At 69.5% G+C, this 21,345-nt stretch carries 19 protein-coding genes; 2 read left to right on the top strand and 17 right to left on the bottom strand.

Features of this window, described 5'->3' with window-relative positions; all coding sequences use genetic code 11:
• Positions 1-14: 14 nt before the first annotated feature.
• From N7E59_RS05920 to purS, 4 genes are read right to left on the bottom strand one after another with little or no spacing between them, the layout of a single operon-like run.
• Positions 15-566, bottom strand: coding sequence for a DUF1697 domain-containing protein (locus N7E59_RS05920; protein WP_261623994.1), 552 nt, complete (start codon positions 564-566; stop codon positions 15-17).
• A gap of 15 nt (positions 567-581) precedes the next feature.
• On the bottom strand, positions 582-2,918 hold the full coding sequence (gene purL / locus N7E59_RS05915; protein WP_261623993.1) for a phosphoribosylformylglycinamidine synthase subunit PurL: 2,337 nt from the start codon (positions 2,916-2,918) through the stop codon (positions 582-584).
• Positions 2,915-3,706 carry a phosphoribosylformylglycinamidine synthase subunit PurQ gene (gene purQ / locus N7E59_RS05910; protein ID WP_261623992.1) on the bottom strand — a complete coding sequence of 264 codons (792 nt, stop codon included), beginning with the start codon at positions 3,704-3,706 and terminating at the stop codon, positions 2,915-2,917. The genes purL and purQ overlap by 4 nt, the downstream gene beginning before the upstream one ends.
• Before the next feature lie 2 nt (positions 3,707-3,708).
• The gene (purS, locus tag N7E59_RS05905; protein ID WP_261623991.1) at positions 3,709-3,963 is read right to left on the bottom strand and encodes a phosphoribosylformylglycinamidine synthase subunit PurS; all 255 of its coding nucleotides are present in this window, start codon (positions 3,961-3,963) and stop codon (positions 3,709-3,711) included.
• Between the two features lie 205 nt (positions 3,964-4,168).
• Between purS and N7E59_RS05900 the strand changes: the two genes are divergently transcribed.
• Both N7E59_RS05900 and N7E59_RS05895 read left to right on the top strand, forming a co-directional pair.
• Positions 4,169-4,774: a LysE family translocator gene (locus N7E59_RS05900; protein WP_261623990.1), complete on the top strand. Its 606-nt coding sequence runs from the start codon at positions 4,169-4,171 to the stop codon at positions 4,772-4,774.
• 96 nt (positions 4,775-4,870) lie between these two features.
• The gene (locus N7E59_RS05895) at positions 4,871-5,563 is read left to right on the top strand and encodes an NADPH-dependent F420 reductase (RefSeq protein WP_261623989.1); all 693 of its coding nucleotides are present in this window, start codon (positions 4,871-4,873) and stop codon (positions 5,561-5,563) included.
• A gap of 350 nt (positions 5,564-5,913) precedes the next feature.
• Here N7E59_RS05895 and N7E59_RS05890 read toward each other — a convergent pair whose 3' ends face one another.
• The 13 genes from N7E59_RS05890 to N7E59_RS05830 all read right to left on the bottom strand — a co-directional run bounded on the left by N7E59_RS05890 (position 5,914) and on the right by N7E59_RS05830 (position 21,212).
• Entirely contained in the window at positions 5,914-7,032 is a 1,119-nt protein-coding gene (locus N7E59_RS05890; protein WP_261623988.1) for a 13E12 repeat family protein, read from the bottom strand.
• Between the two features lie 69 nt (positions 7,033-7,101).
• Positions 7,102-8,079, bottom strand: coding sequence for a 3-methyladenine DNA glycosylase (locus N7E59_RS05885; RefSeq protein WP_390905015.1), 978 nt, complete (start codon positions 8,077-8,079; stop codon positions 7,102-7,104).
• An 83-nt stretch (positions 8,080-8,162) separates the two neighbouring features.
• Positions 8,163-9,443: an aspartate kinase gene (locus tag N7E59_RS05880; protein ID WP_261623986.1), complete on the bottom strand. Its 1,281-nt coding sequence runs from the start codon at positions 9,441-9,443 to the stop codon at positions 8,163-8,165.
• Between the two features lie 65 nt (positions 9,444-9,508).
• Positions 9,509-10,795 (bottom strand): amidohydrolase, encoded by a 1,287-nt coding sequence (locus N7E59_RS05875; RefSeq protein ID WP_261623985.1) that lies wholly within the window; start codon positions 10,793-10,795, stop codon positions 9,509-9,511.
• Positions 10,796-10,834: 39 nt separating this feature from the next.
• Positions 10,835-12,274: a YfcC family protein gene (locus N7E59_RS05870; RefSeq protein WP_261623984.1), complete on the bottom strand. Its 1,440-nt coding sequence runs from the start codon at positions 12,272-12,274 to the stop codon at positions 10,835-10,837.
• Positions 12,275-12,285: 11 nt separating this feature from the next.
• A complete protein-coding gene (ehuA, locus tag N7E59_RS05865; protein WP_315942990.1) occupies positions 12,286-13,116 on the bottom strand; it encodes an ectoine/hydroxyectoine ABC transporter ATP-binding protein EhuA in 831 nt (276 codons plus the stop codon).
• Positions 13,100-13,819 carry an ectoine/hydroxyectoine ABC transporter permease subunit EhuD gene (gene ehuD / locus N7E59_RS05860; RefSeq protein ID WP_261623983.1) on the bottom strand — a complete coding sequence of 240 codons (720 nt, stop codon included), beginning with the start codon at positions 13,817-13,819 and terminating at the stop codon, positions 13,100-13,102. The genes ehuA and ehuD overlap by 17 nt, the downstream gene beginning before the upstream one ends.
• The gene (locus N7E59_RS05855; protein WP_261623982.1) at positions 13,816-14,658 is read right to left on the bottom strand and encodes an amino acid ABC transporter permease; all 843 of its coding nucleotides are present in this window, start codon (positions 14,656-14,658) and stop codon (positions 13,816-13,818) included. The genes ehuD and N7E59_RS05855 overlap by 4 nt, the downstream gene beginning before the upstream one ends.
• Before the next feature lie 109 nt (positions 14,659-14,767).
• Positions 14,768-15,679 carry a transporter substrate-binding domain-containing protein gene (locus N7E59_RS05850; protein WP_261623981.1) on the bottom strand — a complete coding sequence of 304 codons (912 nt, stop codon included), beginning with the start codon at positions 15,677-15,679 and terminating at the stop codon, positions 14,768-14,770.
• A 345-nt stretch (positions 15,680-16,024) separates the two neighbouring features.
• On the bottom strand, positions 16,025-16,630 hold the full coding sequence (gene recR / locus N7E59_RS05845) for a recombination mediator RecR (protein WP_261623980.1): 606 nt from the start codon (positions 16,628-16,630) through the stop codon (positions 16,025-16,027).
• Positions 16,631-16,663: 33 nt separating this feature from the next.
• Positions 16,664-18,973, bottom strand: a complete 2,310-nt coding sequence (locus N7E59_RS05840; RefSeq protein ID WP_261623979.1) for a DNA polymerase III subunit gamma and tau — start codon at positions 18,971-18,973, stop codon at positions 16,664-16,666.
• Positions 18,974-18,983: 10 nt separating this feature from the next.
• Positions 18,984-20,021 carry an acyltransferase family protein gene (locus N7E59_RS05835; protein ID WP_261623978.1) on the bottom strand — a complete coding sequence of 346 codons (1,038 nt, stop codon included), beginning with the start codon at positions 20,019-20,021 and terminating at the stop codon, positions 18,984-18,986.
• A gap of 144 nt (positions 20,022-20,165) precedes the next feature.
• The gene (locus N7E59_RS05830) at positions 20,166-21,212 is read right to left on the bottom strand and encodes a hypothetical protein (protein WP_261623977.1); all 1,047 of its coding nucleotides are present in this window, start codon (positions 21,210-21,212) and stop codon (positions 20,166-20,168) included.
• Between the last annotated feature and the right edge of the window lie 133 nt (positions 21,213-21,345).

Genomic DNA, 21,345 nt, shown 5'->3' with positions numbered 1-21,345 from the left:
CGTGCTGGTGCACCTCAGTCGGCCGGGCACTTCGCCACGATCCGACGCACCGTGTTCCACGTGCGGGTGGTGATGTCCCGGCCGAAGTGACGTTCCAACCAGCGCATGTGATCGAGGGTCTCGGTCCCGGTGGTGTCGACGACGCTGAGCAGGGCCCCGGCCTCGTCGTCCCACCCGAGGAGTTCGACGGCCGAGGACTCCGGGACGGGAAGCGGATCCGGCATCTCCGCCGGAGGCTCCTTGAGGAACGTGACGGTCAGGTAGGTGGCCTTCCCATGCTCCCGGTCCCCGAAGGGCCTGCGTGCGGCGAGACCGGACAGGGCCTCCCGCGTCCGCAGCACGGTACCACCGCCGATGCCCAGCTGATCGTGCAGCGCGGCCTGGATCCGCGCCTCCTGCTCTGCGGCCGAGGCAGTGCCCTCGGCGCGGAACACGACGTTCCCGCTGCCGAGAACGGTCGCCACGTCGGAGAATCCGAGGTCGACGAAGACCCCGCGCAGCCGCTCACCGCGCATCGCCGGATTGCTCGGGGTGATGCCCCGCAGCAGCGCACACCAGACCGTCATCGCGCGGTGCCCGGATCAGCCCGCGAAGCGGGAGGGGATGGTCGCCGACCAGGCCTGGCGGACCTCGTCGATGCCGAGGGTGAAGCCCGAGCCCTCCACCGGCCCCGAGACCTCGATCGCACCGGACTGCGCGTCGACGACGCCCAGGCGGATCGCTGGGAACCGGCGGGCCGTGGTCATGTCGGTGAACCGCACCTCCTCCGAGCGCGGCAGGGCCACCAGGGCGCGGGCCTGCGACTCGCTGAACAGCGCGGTGAACATGTCGACGCCGTCGCGTTCACACACCCCGTCCAGCGCGGTCCGCGACCCGACGCCGAAGCGCAGGCTCATCTCGACCAGCGCCGCCGCCAGGCCCCCTTCGGAGAGGTCGTGGGCGGCGTCGATCATCCCGTCGCGGGAGGCGTTGATCAGGATTTCGCCGAGGGTCTTCTCCGCCGCGAGGTCCACCTGCGGCGGCACCCCGCCGAGGTGTCCGCGCCCACGGGCGAACTCAGAACCGTCCAGCTCGTCACCGGTGACGCCCAGCAGGTAGACCGCCTGCCCGTCGGCCCAGCGCTCGAACCCGGAGGGCGTCCGGCGGCCGACGTCGTCGAACGCGCCCAGCACGCCCACCACCGGGGTGGGGTGGATGGCCCGGCCCGCGGTCTGGTTGTACAGGGAGACGTTGCCGCCGGTGACGGGGATGCCCAGCTGCTGACACCCGTCGGCCAGGCCGCGCACCGCCTCGGCGAACTGCCACATGATCTCGGGATCCTCGGGGGAACCGAAGTTCAGACAGTCGGAGACGGCCTTCGGGACAGCACCGGAGGTCGCGACGTTCCTGTAGGCCTCGGCCAGGGCCAGCTGTGCGCCGGCGTAGGGGTCCAGGTAGGCGTAGCGGTCGTTGCAGTCGGTCGCCAGCCCCACGCCGAGCCCGGTGGACTCGTCGACTCGGATCACCCCGGCGTCGTCGGGCTGGGACAGCGCGGTGTTCCCTCCGACGAAGCGGTCGTACTGGTCGGTGATCCAGGAGACGTCGGCCATGTTCGGGGAGGCCATCAGCTCGACGACGGCGGCGCCCAGCTCCTCCCCGGTCGCCGGCAGGCTCTGCGCGGCCGGCGAGGCGCGGAACGTGTCGGCCTGCAGCTCGTCCTGCCCGGCGGGCCGGTGGTGGGGCCGCTCATAGACGGGACCGTCGTGGGCGACGGTGCGCGGGTCGACGTCGACGATGGTCTCGCCGTCCCAGTCGATGATCAGCCGGCCGGTGTCGGTGACCTCGCCCAGCCAGGAGAACTCGACGCCCCACTTCTGCAGCACCTCTTCGAAGCGCGCCGCATCCTCCGGGGTGACCACCGCCATCATGCGTTCCTGCGACTCGGACATCAGGATCTCACCCGGGGTGAGCGACGGGTCGCGCAGCAGCACGTCGGTCAGCTCCACGTGCATCCCGCCCTCCCCGTTGGAGGCCAGCTCGGAGGTCGCACAGGAGATCCCCGCCGCACCCAGGTCCTGGATGCCCTCGACCAGTTCGGCGTGGAACAGCTCGAGGCAGCATTCGATGAGCACCTTCTCGGAGAACGGGTCCCCGACCTGCACGGCCGGGCGCTTCGACGGCTTGGTGTCGTCGAAGGACTCGGAGGCCAGCACGGAGGCGCCGCCGATCCCGTCGCCGCCGGTGCGCGCACCGAAGAGCACCACCCGGTTGCCCACGCCGGAGGCGTTGGCCAGGCGGAGGTCCTCATGGCGCATCACACCCACGGCGAGCGCGTTGACCAGCGGATTCTGCTGGTAGACGGAGTCGAAGACGACCTCGCCGCCGATGTTCGGCAGGCCCAGCGAGTTGCCGTAGCCGCCGATGCCGGACACCACTCCGGGCAGCACCCGGGCGGTGTCGGGGTGGTCGATGTCGCCGAAGCGCAGCGGGTCCATGACCGCGACCGGCCGGGCCCCCATGGAGATGATGTCCCGGACGATGCCGCCGATCCCGGTGGCCGCACCCTGGTAGGGCTCCACGTAGGACGGGTGGTTGTGGGACTCGATCTTGAAGGTCACCGCCCACCCGTCGCCGAGGTCGGTGACCCCGGCGTTCTCACCGATGCCGACCATCAGGTCCTTCTCCATCTCCTCGGTGACCTTCTCGCCGAACTGACGCAGATGGACCTTGGAGGACTTGTAGGAGCAGTGCTCGGACCACATGACCGAGTACATGGCCAGTTCGGCGGCGGTGGGCCGGCGACCCAGGATCTCGACGATCCGGTCGAACTCGTCGGTCTTCAGGCCCAGCTCGGCCCAGGGCAGCTCGGTGTCCGGGGTGTCCGAGGCGTGGGAGACGGTGTCGAGGTTGAACGCAGTGCTGGTCTCATGGGTGCTCACAGGGCGGCTCCGGACGAGGTCAGGGAGGAGATCACGGAGGTGAAGACGGTCAGTCCGTCGGTGCCGGCGCGCATGCCGACGGCGTCGTCGGGACCATAGCCGGCCTCGACGGCGTGCTCGGGGTGCGGCATCAGACCGACGATGTTGCCGGCGGCGTTGGTGATGCCGGCGATGTCGTTCCGTGAGCCGTTCGGGTTGGAGCCGACGTAGCGGAAGACCACGCGGCCCTCCTCCTCGAGCCTAGTCAGGGTCTCCTCGTCGGCGACGTACCGGCCGTCCTGGTTCTTCAGCACCACGGTGATGAGCTCGTCGTCGGTGTACTGGGAGGTCCAGGCCGTGGAGGTGTTCTCCACGCGCAGCACCTGGTCGGCGCAGCGGAACTTCAGGTGGTCGTTCCGGATCATGGAGCCGGGCAGCAGGTGGGCCTCGGTGAGGATCTGGAAGCCGTTGCAGATGCCCAGCACCGGCAGCGTGCCGGTCTGCGCCTCACGGGCGATCGAGGTCATCATCGGGGCGAACCGGGAGATCGCACCGGCGCGCAGGTAGTCGCCGTAGGAGAAGCCGCCGGGGACGATGACGGCGTCGACGTCGCCGAGGTCGTCGTCGGCGTGCCAGAGGGCGACGGCGGTGCCGCCGGCCAGACGCACCGCGCGGGCGGCGTCGCGGTCGTCGAGGGTCCCGGGGAACGTGACCACGCCGATGCGAGCACCGGTCAGTGCGGCGGAGCTCTCGGCGTAGTCGCCGATCAGCGGAGTCTCTGCGGGTGTCGGGGGAGTCTGTGGGGACATGGTCAGGCGTCACCCTCGACGCGCACGTCGACGACGTCCTCGATCACAGGGTTGGAGAGCAGGTCCTCGGCCGCGCGGCGGGCCTGCTCCAGGATCCCCTCGGTGACCTCACCCTCGACGGTGAGCTCGAAGCGGCGTCCCTGCCGGACACCGGAGAACCCGTCGAATCCGAGGTGGGGGAGGGCCGAGGCGATGGCCTTGCCCTGCGGGTCGAGGATCTCTGGCTTGGGCATGACCTCGACGACGATGCGCGGCATGGGGACTCCTGTGCTGTTCTGCTGGTGCCTGACTGCACGGGGAGCGGCGGCGCGCGCGATGGGTGCCGTCTCACGCCGGTGCCCGGCGCTCCGCGTGCTTGCGCGGTTCAGTCTAGCCGTCAGGGGCTGAGGCGTCCGCATCGTGAAACTCCCCACGATCGGTTGGGTGCGTACGCGCGCGATGACATACTCAACTCCCGTGGAGATGACTGCGTACCTGAGCTTCCTGCTGATCGCCGCCGTGGTGGTGATCACCCCCGGTTCGGACACCGCCGTGGTGCTGAAGAACTCGCTGATGTCCGGACGCCGCGGAGGGGTGGCCACGGCATTCGGCGTCACCTCGGCGGCCGCCGTGCAGGGTGTGCTCACCGCCGCGGGTCTTGGGATCCTGATCGCCCAGTCCCAGCCCGTGCTGCAGACGATCCGCTGGATCGGCGTGGCCTACCTGACGTTCCTGGCGCTGCAGGCGCTGCGCTCGGCCTGGAAGGGCGAGTACACCGCCCAGCTGCGCAGCACGAAGGCCGGGGCGCGCGGCTTCCGGCAGGGCTTCATCACCAACATCACCAACCCCGCGGTGCTGATGTTCTATCTCGCCCTCTTCCCGCAGTTCATGACCCCGACCATGCCCTTCTGGGCCCTCGGCCTCCTCGCTCTGACGCTGCCGGTCCTGGGCCTGGCCCAGCAGACGCTGCTCGCCCTGCTGGTCGACAGCGCCTCGAAGTGGCTGCAGCGACGGCGGGTCCGCCGCTTCCTCGACACCTTCACCGGAGTCGCCCTGGGCGGGCTGAGCCTGCGCGTCGCCCTGCAGTGATCCCGCGACCCTGACCCGGCGGGAACAAATCCCCTCGGAGGCCTGTTGTTTCAAAATTGAAAGGACTAGGCAGCAGCAGGACCGCAGGAGGGACCGATGGACTTCACCACAGGACACGACGGCGAGCAGAGCCGCACCGGTCGGGGACTGACGATCGGGGTGCTCGGCGCCGGACGCGTGGGCACCGCCGTGGCGCGCCAGGCGGTGCGCGCGGGGCACAGCGTGACGATCGCCACGGCCCGGCCGGCGGCTGAGATCCGCCTGCTCACCGAGGTCATCGTGCCCGGCGCCCGCGCGGTGGACAGCCACGAGCTGCGCGGAGCCGATCTCATCGTGCTCGCCGCCCCGCTGCACCGGTACCGGAGCTTCGACGTCGAGACGCTCCGCGGCCACATCGTGGTCGACGTGAGCAACTACTGGAGTGAGGTCGACGGCCGTCTCGACGAGTTCGAGGGTGCCCTGTCGACCTCTGAGGTGCTGGCGGACTTCCTCGGCGACGAGGTCACGCTGGTCAAGACCCTGAACCACATCGGCTACGGGTTCATCGAGACGGATGCTCGTCCCGCGGGAGCCGACGGTCGCCGGGCTCTGGCCATGGCCGGCGACGACGCCGACGCCAAGGCGGCGGTCGCGGACTTCGTCGACAGCCTTGGCTTCGACGTCGTCGACGCCGGACCGCTGGCGGCCGGACGGGCGTTCGAGAACGGCACCCCCATCTTCGACGACGAGTTCACCGCACCTGAGATCGAACGGCTCCTGCACGAGGCGCGCCTGCCCGCAGGCGTCTGAGCCTCACGGTCAGTCTCACGGACCAGCATCACGGATCAGCATCATGAGGCACGGCGGGATCGACGATCGTGCGGCGGTACGGCCCAGATCAGATCGACCGCTCCATGACGCCGGCCGGGCAGCATCGACCGAGGTGGGTGCTGCGATGACGACGATTCTGGAGTCGGTTCGTCCGGGGGCGGTGCCGGATCCGGCGGTGTGAGGTAGCCGTGGGACTTCATCCGGTGGTGCCGCCGGCACAGTGCCCAGAGATTGTGGGCTGCGGTGGGACCCTCGGGATGGGGGATCTGGTGGTCGAGGTCGCATCGCTCCGCCGTGACGCCGCAGCCGGGGGCTCGGCAGGTCCCGTCTCAGAAGATCAGGGCGTCCCTGACGCGCTTCGAGGGCGCCCGTCCGGTGGAGACCACGGAGAGCAGATCCACCTCCGTCCCCGTCGGGCCGAGGCCGTCGGACGCCGGCCCGGACACGGTGCGCGGGCGGCATCGCGCTTCGTACCAGTCGTGACCCCCGGTGAGACCCCGCAGGGCCAGTCGGCGAGCGTCCTCCGCCGGGACGGTGAACGAGCCGTCGGCGGCGATGCCGGGTGCCTGCGAATCGCCGATCAGCGTGGCCTCCGGGATCATCACGGCGATCTTCGCGTCCACCTCGACCCCGTCGATCCGTCCCGACAGCAGCCAGGCGCCGAGCAGGTCCGCCTCCCTCTGATCCAGAGTGCGCGGGTCACCGTCGGCACGGGTCTCGGGCACGTCGGCCGGGTCCTGCGCCCCGTCGAGGGCGCGACCGCGTTCGTCCTGATGGGGCACAGGGGAGTCCGCCGACCGGGCCACCGCCGAGAGTCGGCGCGCGATGGCCGCGGCGGTCAGAGTGGGCAGACGCGCCTCGAGGAGGCTCATCCCGTCGTCGTCATGGGTCACCCTGACCCACCTGTCGGCCCGTGACCGGCGCGCCCGACGATCGGCGGCCTCCGGGGCCGCCCGGGCGATGTACCGCCTCATCCAGGGGCCGAGACGGCTCAGCGGCATCCGGGCCGCAGCGGCCGAGGCCTCGGCGTCGAAGGCGGCGAGGACCTCGAGGTCCGTCACGCCCGCGTCCGCGGTCAGCAGCGCGGCGGCCTCGGCGATCCGGGTGACGGCGATACGCTCCACCAGGCCGCGGCGGAAGGCGCACCAGGTGTCCGGGAGGTCACGGCGCACCTGCCGAGCGGTGGAGAGGGTCGATGCGGCGAACCTCTCCGAACAGTTCAGGACCCGGGCGACGTCACCGGCCACGGTGGACCGGGCGACCGCCAAGGCCGGGCCCGTGAGACCGTCGGCGGCGAAGCGGCGCTCCTGTGCGTCCTGGTGGGCGACCATCGCCGACCAGCTGCGTGCCTCGGCCCGACGAGCTTCGACGGCCGCCGCACGCAGCGCGTCGAGGTGAGGTGCGTTCCGGTCCGGCAGGCCCGCCCGCCGGTCCTCCGACTGTGCCATGGGTTCCGCACCCCCTCGTCGCGTCCGAGCTGATCGTCTCCTCCGATCACCCACCACGCTACGAGGGACCTATGACATGTCCGCGCCGAGGTCCTTCAGACCCGCCGACTCGACGGAATCCGCCAGCTCCTCAATCAGGTCCAGCTGCGCCAGGATCCTGCCGCGCAGCACCTGCGCCTCCTCCGAGAAGCCCATCTGCGCGCGGACGTACTCGGCCCGCCCGGCGGGCTCCTCGATCCGCACGGGTTCGTAGCCCCAGTCGGCGAGGTCGTACGGGGAGGCGCGCATGTCCAGCACGCGGATGCGCCAGGCCAGGTCGAAGCAGTCCATCAGCAGGTCCGAGCCCACGCCCGGCACGAGCTTGTACGCCCACTTGTACAGGTCCATATTGGCGTGAAGGCACCCCGGCTGCTCCATCTCCGCCTGGTCCTCCCGGGTCGGCCGCAGCGAGTTCAGCGGGCGTGCCGAGGGTGTGTAGAAGCGGTAGGCGTCGAAGTGTGTGCAGCGGATGTCGAGGGACTCCACGACCTCGTCGGTGCCGTCGGCGCCCAGGCGCAGGGGCACCTGATCGTGCCGCTGCCCATGCTGCTCCGACCGGTACACCATCGCCCACTCATGCAGACCGAAGCACCCGAGCGCGGCAGGCCGTGCCGCCGTCGAGGACAGCAGCCGCCGTGCGAAGCCGATCATCGACCCGCGTTCGGCCACGAACTCCTCGACGTCGACCGTCGCTCCGCCGGCCGCGGTGCCGTCGTCGACCGTGGTGTAGAACCGGCGGCGCACGGGCTCCTCGTCCCCGGCGCCGGCGAGCACGACGCCGGCGCCCGGATGCCACCGGGCCAGCTGGCCGGGGGAGTGGGAGTAGTAGGTGAACAGGAAGTCCTCCACCGGGTGCTTCCGCCCCTGGTGTCGTCGGGCGAGGAAGTCCTCGGTGTATCTGTTCACCCGCTGGTGGTGTGCGGTACGCCGAATGTCATGCTCGCGCTCAGACAACACCGCGAAACCGTGGGCTTCCTGAAATCCACCTGAGATCTGGGTTACACTCATCACGTATCTCGCACCGTACGCACAGGCGGCAGGACCTCTGATCAGTCAGAGAACCTGCCGCCTGTGTGTATGTCGTGGCCTCGTCAGCGGCCGGAGCCGGCGTAGACGGTGGCCTCCTCGTCGCTGTCCAGACCGAAGGCGGTGTGCAGCGCCTCCACGGCACGGTCCATGTCCTCGATCTTGGTGATCACCGAGACGCGGATCTCCGAGGTGGAGATCAGGGTGATGTTGATGCCGGCGTCGCGCAGCGCGGAGAAGAACTTCGCCGAGACGCCCGGGTGATGGCGCATGCCGCCGCCGACCAGCGAGACCTTGCCCACCTCGGGGGTGTAGACCAGGTCCTCGAACCCGATGGAGTCCCGCTGGGCCTCCAGGGCGTCCGACGTCTTCTTCCCGTCAGCACCGGGGAGGGTGAAGGAGATGTTGGTCATCTTCGTCTCGTCGGAGACGTCCTGGACGATCATGTCGATGTTGGTGCCGACCTCGGCCACCACGTTGAAGATCGCGGCAGCCCGTCCCGGCTCGTCCGGGATGCCGGTGATGGTCATCCGCGCCTCCGCGGCGTGGGCAAGTCCGGTGATGATGGGCTGTTCCAAGGGTTCGCCTTCCTGGATGGTGATCTTGTCTTCGGGGTCCGGGATGACCCAGGTTCCCTCCTTGTCGCTGAAGGAGGAGCGGACGTGCAGCTTCACGCCGAAGCGGCGGGCGTACTCCACCGAGCGCAGGTGCAGGACCTTCGAGCCGTTGGCCGCCATCTCGAGCATGTCCTCGCTGCTGGCGACGTCGATCTTCCGTGCGCGCTTGACCACCCGCGGATCGGCGGTGAAGACGCCGTCCACGTCGGTGTAGATCTCGCAGACGTCGGCGTTCATCGCCGCGGCGAGGGCCACCGCGGTGGTGTCCGAGCCGCCCCGGCCCATGGTGGTGATGTCCCGGGACTCGCGGCTCATGCCCTGGAAGCCGGCGACGATGCCGATGTGGCCGGTGTCCAGGGACTCGTGGACGCGGTTCGGATTGACCTCGATGAGGCGGGCCTTGCCGTGGATGGCGTCGGTGATCATCCCGGCCTGGGACCCGGTGAAGGACTGTGCGGTCTCGCCCAGCTCGTTGATCGCCATGGCGAGCAGCGCCATGGACATGCGCTCGCCGGAGGACAGCAGGATGTCCATCTCACGGTCCTGCGGACGGTCGGTGATGTCGGCGGCCAGGTCGAGGAGGTCGTCGGTGGTGTCACCCATGGCGGAGACGACGACGACGACCTGGTTGCCCTCCCGCTTGGTCTCGACCACGCGTCGGGCCACCCGCTTGATGCTCTCGGCATCGGCCACGGAGGACCCGCCGTATTTCTGGACGATGAGGCTCATCGGCTCTGACTCACTCCTGTGATGGTTGGTGTGCGGTCCAAGTCTATGCGTCCGTGCCGCGGCGGTCACCGTCGTCCGAGCCAGGCCCATGCCGCGGCGGTCATGGCGGTGACTCCGGTGCGAAGGCTGACCTCGGGCACAGGGGCGAAGGCAGGGGAATGGTTGTCGGGGAACTCGCCGTGGGGATCCTCCGAGGCGAGCCAGGACTCCCGGTCGAAGGCGCCGAAGTTCCAGTAGGCGTAGGGGGTCCCGAAGGCGTCGGGGAGCACGGAGAAGTCCTCGGAGCCTGAGGCCCGAGGCATCTCGGCGACGCGGTCCTCGCCGAGCGCCTCACGGAGGGCCCCTCGCACCGTGTCCACGACGCCGGGGTCGTTGTCGGTGACCGGCAGCCGGTCGAAGAACCTGACCTCGGGCTCCGGGGCTCCGTGGGCGTCGGCCTCGGCGTGGGCCATCCGGACGATGAGCTCACAGCACCGGCGGCTGACCTCGGGGTCGAAGCTGCGGACGGTGCCCTCGACCACCGCATGCTCGGGGATGATGTTGTTCTTCGTGCCGCCCTCGATCCGTCCCACGCTGAGCACTGCCGCGTCCTCCGGGTCGGTGTGGCGGGAGACCACGGTCTGCAGGCGCATCACGAGCGAGGCGGCCATCACCACCGGGTCGAGCCCGAGGTGCGGTGATGCGCCGTGTGCGCCCCGGCCGCGCAGGGTGATGCGGAAGTCGTCGCAGGCGGCCATGATCGGGCCGGCGGCGATCTCCACCGCGTCGGCCGGCCCCGGCATCACATGCTGGCCCAGGGCCACGTCCGCCGTGGGGATCCGCCCGACGAGTCCGTCGGCGACCATCTTCTCGGCGCCGTTGTGCTGCTCCTCGGCCGGCTGGAACACCGCGACCACCGTGCCCGACCAGCCGTCCCGCGCGTCCAGCAGGAGGCGCAGGCTCCCCAACAGGGACGCGACGTGGGTGTCATGGCCGCATGCGTGCATGACCGGGACCGGCCCGTCTCCGTCGTAGGTGATGCCGGTGTCGACGGAGGCCCACTCCAGTCCGGTCTCCTCCCGCACCGGCAGGCCGTCCATGTCGGCCCGCAGCAGGACCGTGGGTCCGTCGCCGCCTCGCAGCACGGCGATCACCCCGGTGCCCCCGACGCCCTCGATGATCTCGAATCCGCCGGACGGGTGGTCGACGGCTCCGACGGCCGCCTCCATGGCCCGCAGCTCCTCCACCACGCGCCCGGCGGTGCGGTGCTCACGCAGCGAGAGCTCCGGGTGGCGGTGGAGGTCCCGGTACGTGTCGAGGACCCACGGCAGGTGCTCGTCGAGGGTGCTCAGGGCGTGGGGGAGCGTGGTCATGGGCGGGTGTCCTTGTCGTGGGAAGAACGGGGTCGAGGATCAGGATCCGGGCCAGATCCACAGGTGTGCGGCCAGCACGAAGCCGAGGGCGATGACGGCGTGCACGAGGATCAGCGGCCAGATGAAGCGCGCCCAGGTGAACCAGGAGATCTTCGCCAGGGCCAGGGCTGCGAGCAGCAGCCCGTTCGTCGGGGTGAGTATGTTGGTGAGCCCGTCGCCGAGCTGGAACGCCAGCACCGCGGTCTGCCGGTCGACTCCGACGAGGTCCGCCAGAGGGGTCATGATGGGCATGGTCAGCGCGGCCTGTCCCGATCCGGAGGGGATGACGATGTTCATCAGCGCCTGGACCCCCAGCATGCCGCCCGCGGCGACCGCCGCGCCGGCGCCGGCGACCCACGAGGAGACGCCGTGCAGGATGGTGTCGATCACGGCGGCGTCGGAGAGGACCTGGAGCACGGCGTAGGCGAAGCCGACCACCAGGGCTCCGACGACCATCTCGCGGCACCCCTCGCCGAACGCCTCGACCGTGCCGTTGAGGCCGAGGCCCCCGATGAGTCCGCAGGCCAGGCCGAAGGCCACGAACAGCGCGGCGATCTCCGTCATGAACCAGCCCTGTGCGAGGACTCCCCACACCATCACCACCAGGCTCAGGCCCAGGAGCAGCAGCACCGCGGCCTGGCGCATGCTCAGCCGCGGGTCCTCCTCGTCGACTCCGGCCTCCTCATCGGCTCGGACGGCGCGCGCGTCGGCCGCGCGGGTCAGGCTCCGGGCCGGGTCCCGCCGGACGCGCGAGGCGTAGACCATGACGAAGGCGATGGAGACGGCCATCATTGTCACCCACATCACCGCGCGCAGCTCGATGCCCGAGAACAGGGGGACCTCGGCGATCCCCTGGGCGACGCCGACGGTGAAGGGGTTGGTCATCGCGGCCATGAACCCGGTGGCCACGCCGACCAGCACGACGGCTGTCCCCGTCATGGAGTCGTAGCCCAGTCGGACGGCGATCGGCGCCAGGAGGAGGACGAAGGGCAGAGCCTCCTCGAACATGCCGAAGGAGGCGCCGGCGATGCCGAAGACGAGCATCAGGATGGGGATGATGAGGATCTGGGAGCGGCGCATCCGTCCGGCGAGGGCGGTGATGCCGACCTCCACCGCCTGGGTGCGGCGCATGACGCCGAACGCCCCGCCGACGACGAAGATGAAGAAGATGATGGCCGCCGCCTCGACCATCCCGAGGTGGATCGAGGTGAAGACGTCGGTCAGGCCGGCCGGTGCCTCGTCGACCGCCTGGTAGGACCCCTCGACGACGACCTCCTGGCCGTCGACCTCCTCCCTGTCGAATGCACCGGCGGGGATGAGCCAGGTGCTGATCGCGGCCACGACGATGACCGCGCCGAGTACGAGGAACGGGTGGATCCCGGTGGTCGGCGCTTCGGCGTCGGGCTCGTCGTGGGTGGTGCGCTCTGAGGGCTCGGACATCCGGGATCGCCTCAGTTGTCGCCGAGCACGGCCGAGAGGAACGACTTGGTGCGCTCGTGGTCCGGGTCGGTGAAGATCTTCTCGGGGGGACCGGACTCCACGACGTGGCCGCCGTCGAACATCATGACCTTGTGCGAGACGTCGCGGGCGAAGCCCATCTCATGGGTGACGATCAGCATGGTCACGTTCGTCGTCTCGGCCACGGTGCGCAGGATGTTCAGCACCTCCCCGACGACCTCCGGGTCGAGGGCCGAGGTGACCTCGTCGAGCAGGAGGATCTCCGGGTCCATGGCCAGTGCGCGGGCGATCGCCACACGCTGCTGCTGTCCGCCGGAGAGCGAGGTCGGATGGGCGTCGGCCTTGTCGGAGAGCCCCACCTGGCCCAGCAGGTCGTGCGCCTTGGCGACGGCCTCCTTCTTCGGCCGGCCCAGCACATGGACCGGCGCTTCGATGATGTTCTCCAGCACGGTCATGTTCGGGAACAGATTGAACTGCTGAAACACCATGCCGATGCGGGTGCGCAGCCGCTTCTGCTCCTTCTTCGAGACCGGGACCCGTCTGCCGTCCTTCTCGCGGTGGGTCAGCGGCTCGCCGTCGATGTAGATGTAGCCGCCGGTCAGCTCCTCCAGGGTCATCACCAGCCGCAGGATGGTCGTCTTCCCGGACCCGGAGGGGCCGACCAGGGTGACGCGCTCGCCGCGCTCGACGGTGAAGTTCAGGTTCTTCAGCACGACGTTGTCGCCGAATCGCTTCTCCACGTCGACGAACTCGATCACCGGGGCGCCGCTTGTCTCCTCGGTGTCGGGTGCCGGGGCGGACGCCGGCTCAGTGGGCGTAGGCAAGGCGCTTCTCCAATCGGTTGATCAGCACGGCTGTGGGGTAGCTCGCGGCGAGGAAGATCAGACCCGCGATGGTGATCGGCTCGTTGTAGCGGAACGTCTGGGCCCCGATGGTCTGGGCGACGGTGACCATCTCCGCGACCGAGATGACGAACAGGAAGGGCGTGTCCTTGAACATCGAGATCGCGTAGTTCCCGAGCGACGGGACCGTGGAGCGCAGGGCCTGGGGGATGACGACGCGGCGCCAGGTGCGCATCGCCGACATCGACAGGGCGGTGGTCGCCTCCCACTGGCCCTTGGGCACGGATTCGATCCCGGCGCGGTACACCTCGGACATGTAGGTCGCGTAGTGGACCCCGAACACGATGATGCCGATGGTCATCGGATCCATCCACAGGAACGTCCAGAACAGGAAGATCAGCTGGACCACGATCGGCGTCATGCGGATGAAGTTCGCCGCCCAGCGGACGATCCACGCCAGCGGACCGGGCAGCACCATGATCAGGATCGCGATGACCAGGCCCAGCACCGCGGCGATGAGCGTGCCCACCAGAGTCACCACGAGGGTGACCTGGAGGAACGCCATGAGCATGTCGGGGAGGATGTCGACGGCGAAGCCCCAGTCGAAGATGGGGCCGGAGTCGTCGATGATGGTCGGCTCGTCGACCTCCTGCGCCAGCACGGCGGCTGTGCTCAGCGTGCTCATCGCTCCTCACCTCCTGCGCGTGCTCCGGCCTTCGGCTCGACCGTCTCGTCCTCGCCCATCGCCGACCCTCCGGCGCCGTCGGGGCTGACCGGACGCAGCCGCAGCGAGAACACCTCGCGCAGACCGGGGCCGCGGCCCAGCCGGTACTTCGCCCGGGCCTCGAGGGCCTGCATGACGAACAGCAGGACCAGGGCCAGCAGGAAGTAGGTGATCAGTCCGACCAGGGCGTGGGAGAACCAGATGTCGGTGGGACGACGCAGATTGTTCAGCTCGAAGGTCAGGTCGTTGACCCGCGGCAGGATGTAGACGATGGCGCTGCCCTTGAGCAGGTGGATCCACAGGTTCGCCAGCGAGGGGATCATCAGCGCCCAGGCCTGGGGGAAGATGATCCGTCGCATCCTGTGCTGCCAGGACATCGACAGTGCGGTGGTCGCCTCCCACTGGCCCTTGGGGACGGTGGTCAGCGAGGCGCGCACGGCCTCGGCGGCGTAGGCGCCGTAGTTGATCCCCAGCGCCGCCACACCGACGGCGAAGGTGTGGTCCTGCGGTCCGGGGATGGGGATGTCGTAGCGGATGATGAAGATCGGAAGCACGTAGACGAGCCAGAACAGCAGCACCAGCAGCGAGATGCCGCGGAAGAATTCGATGAGGACGCGGGCCGGGCCGCGCAGCCAGAGGCTCGGGCTGCCGGCCATCAGTCCCAGCACGACGGCGACGAGGAAGGCGACCGCACCGCCGAGCACGGTGAGCTGGACCGTGGTCACCAGACCGTCGATCAGTCGCTCCGAGAAGTTGCTCAGGACCTGGAAGTTGTCCCTCTGCGTGTCCAGCCAGTCCATAGTCTGCGAACGGTCCCCTCATCAGTCGGATCCGGCCGATGCCGCGGCCGGTCCGCCATGGGCGGACCGACCACCGCATCGACCGGTGTGGCCGCGGCTCAGGAGCCGATCACTCGTCCTCGAGGTACTCCTCGTTGAGCGCTTCGATGTCGCCCTCGCAGAGCTCGTCGGCAGTCATCTCCGCCGGGGGCACCTCAGCCTCGGTGAAGCCGAAGGGCTCGATCAGATCCAGCAGCTCCTCGTCCTCCTTGAGCTCGGCGAGGTGCTCGTTGTACTCGTCGAGCATCTCGGTGTCGCCCTGCGGGAACACGGTGGAGCCGGCGCCGACCTCGTGGACGAAGGCGTCGGTGACCTCGACGCCCTCCATCTCGTCGGTCATGGCGTTCAGGGAGATGGCGGTCAGTGCGAAGACGTCGGCACGGCCGCCCTCGACGAACTCGACGCCGTCCTCGGCGCTGCCCACACCCTCGTAGTCGACGCCGATGTCGTCGGAGAACCCGGCCTCGACGCCGGCGGTCAGGGTCACCACGGAGATGTCCTCGCCGTCGTCCTGGGCCTCCTTGACGTCGTCGAGGGTCTCCACGTCGTACGGGTTGCCCTCTTCGACCAGCAGAGCGGTGGTGTACATGATCTCCGGCTCGGAGAAGTCGGCCTGCTCGCAGCGCTCCGGGGTGATGGACATACCGGCCGAGACCACGTCCCAGTTGTCGGCGTTGAGGCCCGGGATCAGCGAGTCCCAGTCGGTGAGCTCAGCCTCGACCTCGTAGCCCATCCGCTCCCCGAGGATCTCCTCGGCGATGGCGATGGTCGCACCCTCCGGCTCACCCTCGTCGTTGAGGTACGAGTAGGGCTCCTCGCCGGCGATCGCGACGGTGATGGTCTCTCCGTCGCCCCCGGCCTCGCCGTTGTCCTCGTCGCCGTTGCCGTTCCCGTCTCCGTTGCCGCAGGCGGTCAGCGCCAGCAGCCCGACCGCCGTGACCGCGGTCAGCGGCATGGCCTTGGACGTCCTCCGGATGCGCATGATGTCTGTCCCCTCACGTCGTGGTGCGAATGATCCTGATGCATCAGGTGTGCACCGCTGTCGGGACGCGGCGAGTGGTCGCGAACACAACGGTGCTGTACGCCACAGTAATGAGTGGAACCCGGCAATGACAGTCTGTCCGGTCTCCCGCTGCGCCCGGGGCGTACGGAAAGCGGGAAAAGTGGCCCCTTCATCACGGACCTTCGTAATCCACGGTGAACCGTGATTCTCCATGCAGATCGCGGTGAGACCACGGACTTAGCCGGGGGAGCGGATTCGTGAAAATCACCTGAAATACCATCACGTATGAATGGGATCACATTATGATAAAGATATTGCGCGGGGTCATGACTCCGAGGTCATCGACCGGCGGCCCTCGAAGGCCCGGCCCAGGGTGACGTCGTCGGCGTACTCCAGGTCGCCGCCCACCGGCAGCCCTGACGCGAGGCGGGTGAGCCGGACCCCGACTGAGCCGAGCATCCGGACCAGATAGGTGGCCGTGGCCTCGCCCTCCAGGTTCGGGTCCGTGGCCACGATGACCTCCTGGACGACGTCGTCGGAGAGGCGTGTGAGCAGCTCGCGGATATGCAGCTGCTCCGGGCCCACGCCGGCGATCGGATTGATGGACCCTCCGAGCACGTGGTACCTGCCCCGGAACGAGCGGGTGCGCTCGATGGCCATCACGTCCTTGGACTCCTCGACGACGCATATCACCGAGGGGTCGCGCCGCTCATCGAGGCAGATCTGGCACCGGGCGCCCTCCGAGACGTTGAAGCAGATCTCGCAGAACTTCACCCGCTCCTTGACGGTCACGATCGCATCGGCCAGGCGCCGCATGTCCTCGGTGTCCGCCTCGAGGATGTGGAAGGCCACGCGCTGGGCGGACTTCGGGCCGATGCCCGGCAGCCGTCCCAGCTCGTCGATGAGGTCCTGGACTGCGCCTTCGTACACGGTGTGGGGAGACCTTTCTGAGCAGGTGCGAGGTCAGAGCGGCTCGCCGGTCAGCGAACGCTCCTCGACGAGGGTACCCCCGAGGAGCCGCTCGACGGCCCGACGCCCGAAGACCGCGGAGTCCTCCACCGCGATGTCGTCGTCGCTGGGGACCTCGTCCTCGGGAGGGGGCGGCTCGGCGGGGTCCGGAGGAGGGGGAGGCGGCTCCGAGGGGGCCTCCGGCTCCTGGCGGCGCGCCATCCGTTCCCGGATCGCGGCGATCTTCGAGGAGGCGGGCGATGAGTCGGGCGATGAGTCGGGCGATGAGGACGACGGCGCCGGGGTGCCTGCATGGTCTGCCGAGTCTGACGGGCCTGCCGGGCCTGGGGCGCGGGGGGAGTCCTGCGTCGGGGTGGGAGCCGCCTGACTGGGCCGGGCGAACGCCGGAACCTGTGGTGCGGAGGTGCGGCGATAGGCGTCGGCCGGCCCGTCCGGGTGGTCGGGCTCCTCGGCCTCCTTGGACTCCCCAGGCTCCTCAGGCTCGTCGGCGGGGTCCGTCCAGGGCTCCTCCGCCTGCGCCGGGTGAGGAGAGGGCGGCAGATCGTGGGGGTCCTCCGGCGGGGGCTCGTCGTCCGGGGGCGGCTGCTCCTCGGGGGATTCCTCGCGCACCCAGGCCGGGGCGGCGTCATCCTCAGCCGGCGTCGACCGGCTAGGGCCTTTTGGGTCCTGATCAGCCGCCGGCGGAGCGCCTCCTGTGATCAGATCGAACCCGACCTCCATGCCCAGGACCTGGTGGATCGCCGCACCCAGGGCGCGCTCCCCGTTCCTGTTGGCGAAGGTGCCGCGGGCGCCGTCGTTGGCGAAGGACAGGGTCAGGGTCCGGCCGTCGAAGCCGGCGACCGAGGTGTTGTCCTTCACCAGCATCCACACCAGACGGGACTGCGAGGCCAGGGCATGGACGACGTCGGGCCATGCGCGCTGCATCATCTCCGCGCGCGAGGACTCACCGGAGGGCGCCGCAGGCTGCGAGGACTCCGGGTGCTCCGGGTGCTCGGCCTCGGGCCGCTCCGGCTGCGGGGGCTCCGGACGCTCGGCCTCGGCCTCTGACTCCGACGCGGCCTCGCGGGCCTGAGTGGTGGTGGTCGCCGGGGCCGGAACCGGCTCGGGGCTCGGAGCGGGCTGCGGTGCGCCGCCGCCGGAGAGGAACTCCAGACGACGCTCCATCTGGTCCAACCGTGCGGCCAGGCTGGAGGTGCCCTCGTCGGCGTGGGGCAGCAGGAGCCGGGCCATCAGCAGCTCCAGGTGCAGACGCGGGGAGGTCGCCCCCACCATGTCCGTCAGCGCCTGGGCGGTGACGTCGGCCGAGCGTGAGAGTTCGCCGGAGCCGACCGTGCCGGCCTGCTCCTGCATCTTCGCGATCTGGTCCGCCGCGACGCCGCGGAGGATGGCCTCCGGGTTCTCCGGGACCGACTTCACGATGATCAGATCCCGCATCCGCTCCAGCAGGTCCTCGACGAACCGCCGCGGATCCTGCCCGGACTGGACCACCCGGTCCACCACGTCGAAGGCCTGGGCGCCGTCGCGGGAGGCCAGGGAGTCGACGACGTCGTCGAGCAGCGCAGAGTGGGTGAACCCGAGCAGCGCGACCGCCCGGTCGTAGGCGATGCCCTCGGCCGAGGACCCGGCGATGAGCTGGTCCAGCACCGAGAGCGTGTCACGCACCGACCCGCCGCCGGCGCGCAGCACCAGGGGCAGCACTCCCGGTGCGACCGAGACGCCCTCCTCCCCGGAGAGCCGATCCAGGTAGTCCAGCAGCGGCTCCGGAGGGACCAGGCGGAAGGGGTAGTGGTGCGTGCGGGAGCGGATGGTGCCGATGACCTTGTCCGGCTCCGTGGTGGCGAAGATGAACTTGATGTGCTCCGGCGGCTCCTCCACGATCTTCAGCAGCGCGTTGAAGCCTGCCGCCGTGACCATATGGGCCTCGTCGATGATGAAGATCTTGTACCGGTCCCGCACCGGGGCGAAGGTGGCGCGCTCGCGCAGATCACGGGCGTCGTCGACGCCGCCGTGGCTGGCCGCGTCGATCTCGATCACGTCCAGGGAGCCCGGGCCGCCGGTGGCCAGATCCGCGCAGGAGTCACAGGTGCCGCAGGGCGTCGGCGTCGGACCCTCGGCGCAGTTCAGGCAGCGCGCCAGGATGCGGGCGGAGGTGGTCTTCCCGCAGCCGCGCGGACCGGAGAAGAGGTAGGCGTGGGAGACCGCGTCCTTGTCCAGGGCGGTCATCAGCGGGGCGGTGACGTGCTCCTGCCCGATGACGTCGGCGAAGGTGTCCGGACGATAGCGGCGGTACAGGGCGGTGCTCACCCCAGAAACCCTACCGCCTGCCGCTGACGGGTGCATCGGGGCCTGTGGAGGGGTTCCCCCGGCGCCACCGGGCCGGGGTCCACCGCCGGGGGAACTGATACAGCCAGGGCGTCCGCGGGCGCAGAAGCACCATCCCCACGGTGAGCCCCAGGCCCAACAGCGTGGTCACCGTGACGTGGACCAGCGGGTCGGCGTCGAGGCTGTCCATCGTGCGGTGGACGACCACCAGGATCGGGAAGTGGGCGACGTAGACGACCAGGGAGTGGCGTCCCATCCACTCCAGGAACCGCGTGTGCGCGTTCGAGGGGATCTTGGGGGCGAACCACATCACCAGCGCCAGGCACACCATGGATATCGCCGCGGCCTGCCAGTTCCCTCCGCGCAGCGAGCCGTCCTGGACCGCCAGGTGCGAGAGGACGGCGGCCGGGACGAGAAGCAGCAGCGGGACCGCCCGAGGCAGCCGCGACCAGGCGAGCACCCACCGGCCCAGCCAGGCGCCGAGGAAGAAGAACGTGCCGTAGTAGAGGATCCGGTCCGGCAGGATCGTCAGAGAGACCACGCTGGTCACGGTGATCATCACCGCGGCGGTGACCCCCGGATGGACGGCCCGAGTGATCAGGGCGATCACGTAGCAGCCGAGCAGGGCCAGCAGGAACCACAGGTAGTCCCCGGTGGCCCAGTAGGCGGCGTCGAAGGGACCGTTCCGGAACACCAGGACCCCGTAGAGCACCATCCACACCAGAGCCGGCCATCCCACGGCGGCGAACTTTCCCCACAGGTACTCGCCCGACGACTTCTTCAGGGCCCGGGGCAGCAGCATGCCGGAGAGGAACATCAGCAGCGGCATGCGCACCGGTTCGAGGTACTGGTTGACCACGACCCACTCGCGGAACCCCGAGTCGGTGGACAGGGGGATCGTCGCTCCGTGCATGATGACCACGAGCACGACGGCGAGCCCGCGCAGCAGGTCCATCCAGCGCATGCGGCGCGACGGATCGGACGGCGGGACGGCAGGGGTGTCCGAGGGGTGCGAGTGCGGGGTGGACATCGACTCCGAGTGTACGCGCGGACGCGCACGCGCGGGACGAGCTCCGTCCCCCACGCATCGAGTCCCCGATCTCCGACGCACTTCAGGCCGTTCTCGGCCCGACACGCCGCGGGGATCGGGGACTCGATGGAGGGTGGGGTCAGCTCACTCGGACCGGAGCGAGAACTCCCAGGCCTGCTGGTCCAGGGTCTCGTCGGTGCCCAGGATCTCGGTCTCCGGGCGGACGACCCCGAGGTTGTACTCATCGGCCTGGTCGTCGACGACGAAGGCCACCCAGCCCGGCTGGTCGTCGTCGACGTAGCCGTCGTACGGGGTCAGCCCGGCGGCCTCCATCTCCGAGTCCATCAGCAGCGAGTTCCGCTGCTCCTGCCCGATCGGGCCGAGGAAGAAGAGCTTGTTGATCGAGGTGTACCGTTCGCCGCCGACGTCGGGCTCGACGTAGAGGAGGATGGCCTCGCCGCCGTTCTGCAGCCGCCACGCGTTGCTGGGGGAGGGGAAGTTCCGGATCACCTTGGTGACCTTCACGGAGTTGTCCATCTCCGCGTCGTAGATCTCGACGCCGGAGACCTCACCCTCCTCGAAATCCCCCTCGTCCAGGGCGTCCTGGACCGACTGGCGGAAGTCCGCCGAGCTGGTGCCGGAGCTTCCGGAGAGGGGGTCCGGCGCATCGGTCTCGTAGTCCTCGGCCTGGTCCGAGGACCCGCCGTCGCCGTCCTCGGATCCGCCGAAGGAGTCCGACTCGGTGGAGCTTTCGAACGTGTCCGAGCCGGAGGCCTCGGACGTCTCGTCGCCCGTCGCCTCATCAGTGGGATCGTCGGTCGGCTCGTCGGTCGACTCTTCGGCGGGCTCGTCCTCCGAGTCCTCGGTCGCCTCATCAGTCGCCTCATCAGTCGCTCCGTCGGCCGACTCGTCGGAGTCCTCCTCCGAGGACTCGTCCTCGCCGGTGTCGTCGGCAGTGTCCTCGCCGGCGTCGTCCTCGGGTTCGCTGGTCTGCTGGTCGTCGTCGTCAGCGCCGTCGCCTCCGTCGAGCAGGTCGCACGCCGACAGGGAGAAGGCCAGCAGCCCGATGGTGAGGGCCCCGGCCGCACGCCGGACGATCCGTGGGGAGCGTTCGGCCGCGGCCTCGACGCCGAACAGCTCGGCCTCGGTCGGTCCGACTGTGGTCTGTGAGATGGGGTTCGACTGTCGCATGATCCGTTCCGTCCTGTGATGCTCGGCGCCGTCGGAGCGCCTGTGGGCTGTGACGGATTCAGTCGAGCACGCAGACTGAGATGATTGCAATCTTTGCAGTCGAGAATTAAGCGAATCGTGACCTGATCGTGAT

The organism is Nesterenkonia marinintestina, assembly GCF_025420485.1.
Lineage (GTDB): Bacteria > Actinomycetota > Actinomycetes > Actinomycetales > Micrococcaceae > Nesterenkonia > Nesterenkonia marinintestina.
The sequence above is the reverse complement of the archived record's forward strand: the minus strand, read 5'-3'. Positions and strand labels throughout refer to the sequence as shown.

What these genes read in the sequence shown, in the direction of transcription:
- N7E59_RS05920 (WP_261623994.1), bottom strand. Translation starts at nt 566, where the DNA reads ATGACGGTCTGGTGTGCGCTGCTGCGGGGCATCACCCCGAGCAATCCG.
- N7E59_RS05890 (WP_261623988.1), bottom strand. Translation starts at nt 7,032, where the DNA reads ATGGCACAGTCGGAGGACCGGCGGGCGGGCCTGCCGGACCGGAACGCA.
- ehuD (WP_261623983.1), bottom strand. Translation starts at nt 13,819, where the DNA reads ATGAGCACGCTGAGCACAGCCGCCGTGCTGGCGCAGGAGGTCGACGAG.
- N7E59_RS05885 (WP_390905015.1), bottom strand. Translation starts at nt 8,079, where the DNA reads ATGAGTGTAACCCAGATCTCAGGTGGATTTCAGGAAGCCCACGGTTTC.
- N7E59_RS05900 (WP_261623990.1), top strand. Translation starts at nt 4,169, where the DNA reads ATGACTGCGTACCTGAGCTTCCTGCTGATCGCCGCCGTGGTGGTGATC.
- N7E59_RS05830 (WP_261623977.1), bottom strand. Translation starts at nt 21,212, where the DNA reads ATGCGACAGTCGAACCCCATCTCACAGACCACAGTCGGACCGACCGAG.
- N7E59_RS05875 (WP_261623985.1), bottom strand. Translation starts at nt 10,795, where the DNA reads ATGACCACGCTCCCCCACGCCCTGAGCACCCTCGACGAGCACCTGCCG.
- N7E59_RS05880 (WP_261623986.1), bottom strand. Translation starts at nt 9,443, where the DNA reads ATGAGCCTCATCGTCCAGAAATACGGCGGGTCCTCCGTGGCCGATGCC.
- purQ (WP_261623992.1), bottom strand. Translation starts at nt 3,706, where the DNA reads ATGTCCCCACAGACTCCCCCGACACCCGCAGAGACTCCGCTGATCGGC.
- N7E59_RS05850 (WP_261623981.1), bottom strand. Translation starts at nt 15,679, where the DNA reads ATGCGCATCCGGAGGACGTCCAAGGCCATGCCGCTGACCGCGGTCACG.
- purS (WP_261623991.1), bottom strand. Translation starts at nt 3,963, where the DNA reads ATGCCGCGCATCGTCGTCGAGGTCATGCCCAAGCCAGAGATCCTCGAC.
- N7E59_RS05870 (WP_261623984.1), bottom strand. Translation starts at nt 12,274, where the DNA reads ATGTCCGAGCCCTCAGAGCGCACCACCCACGACGAGCCCGACGCCGAA.
- N7E59_RS05855 (WP_261623982.1), bottom strand. Translation starts at nt 14,658, where the DNA reads ATGGACTGGCTGGACACGCAGAGGGACAACTTCCAGGTCCTGAGCAAC.
- N7E59_RS05835 (WP_261623978.1), bottom strand. Translation starts at nt 20,021, where the DNA reads ATGTCCACCCCGCACTCGCACCCCTCGGACACCCCTGCCGTCCCGCCG.
- N7E59_RS05895 (WP_261623989.1), top strand. Translation starts at nt 4,871, where the DNA reads ATGGACTTCACCACAGGACACGACGGCGAGCAGAGCCGCACCGGTCGG.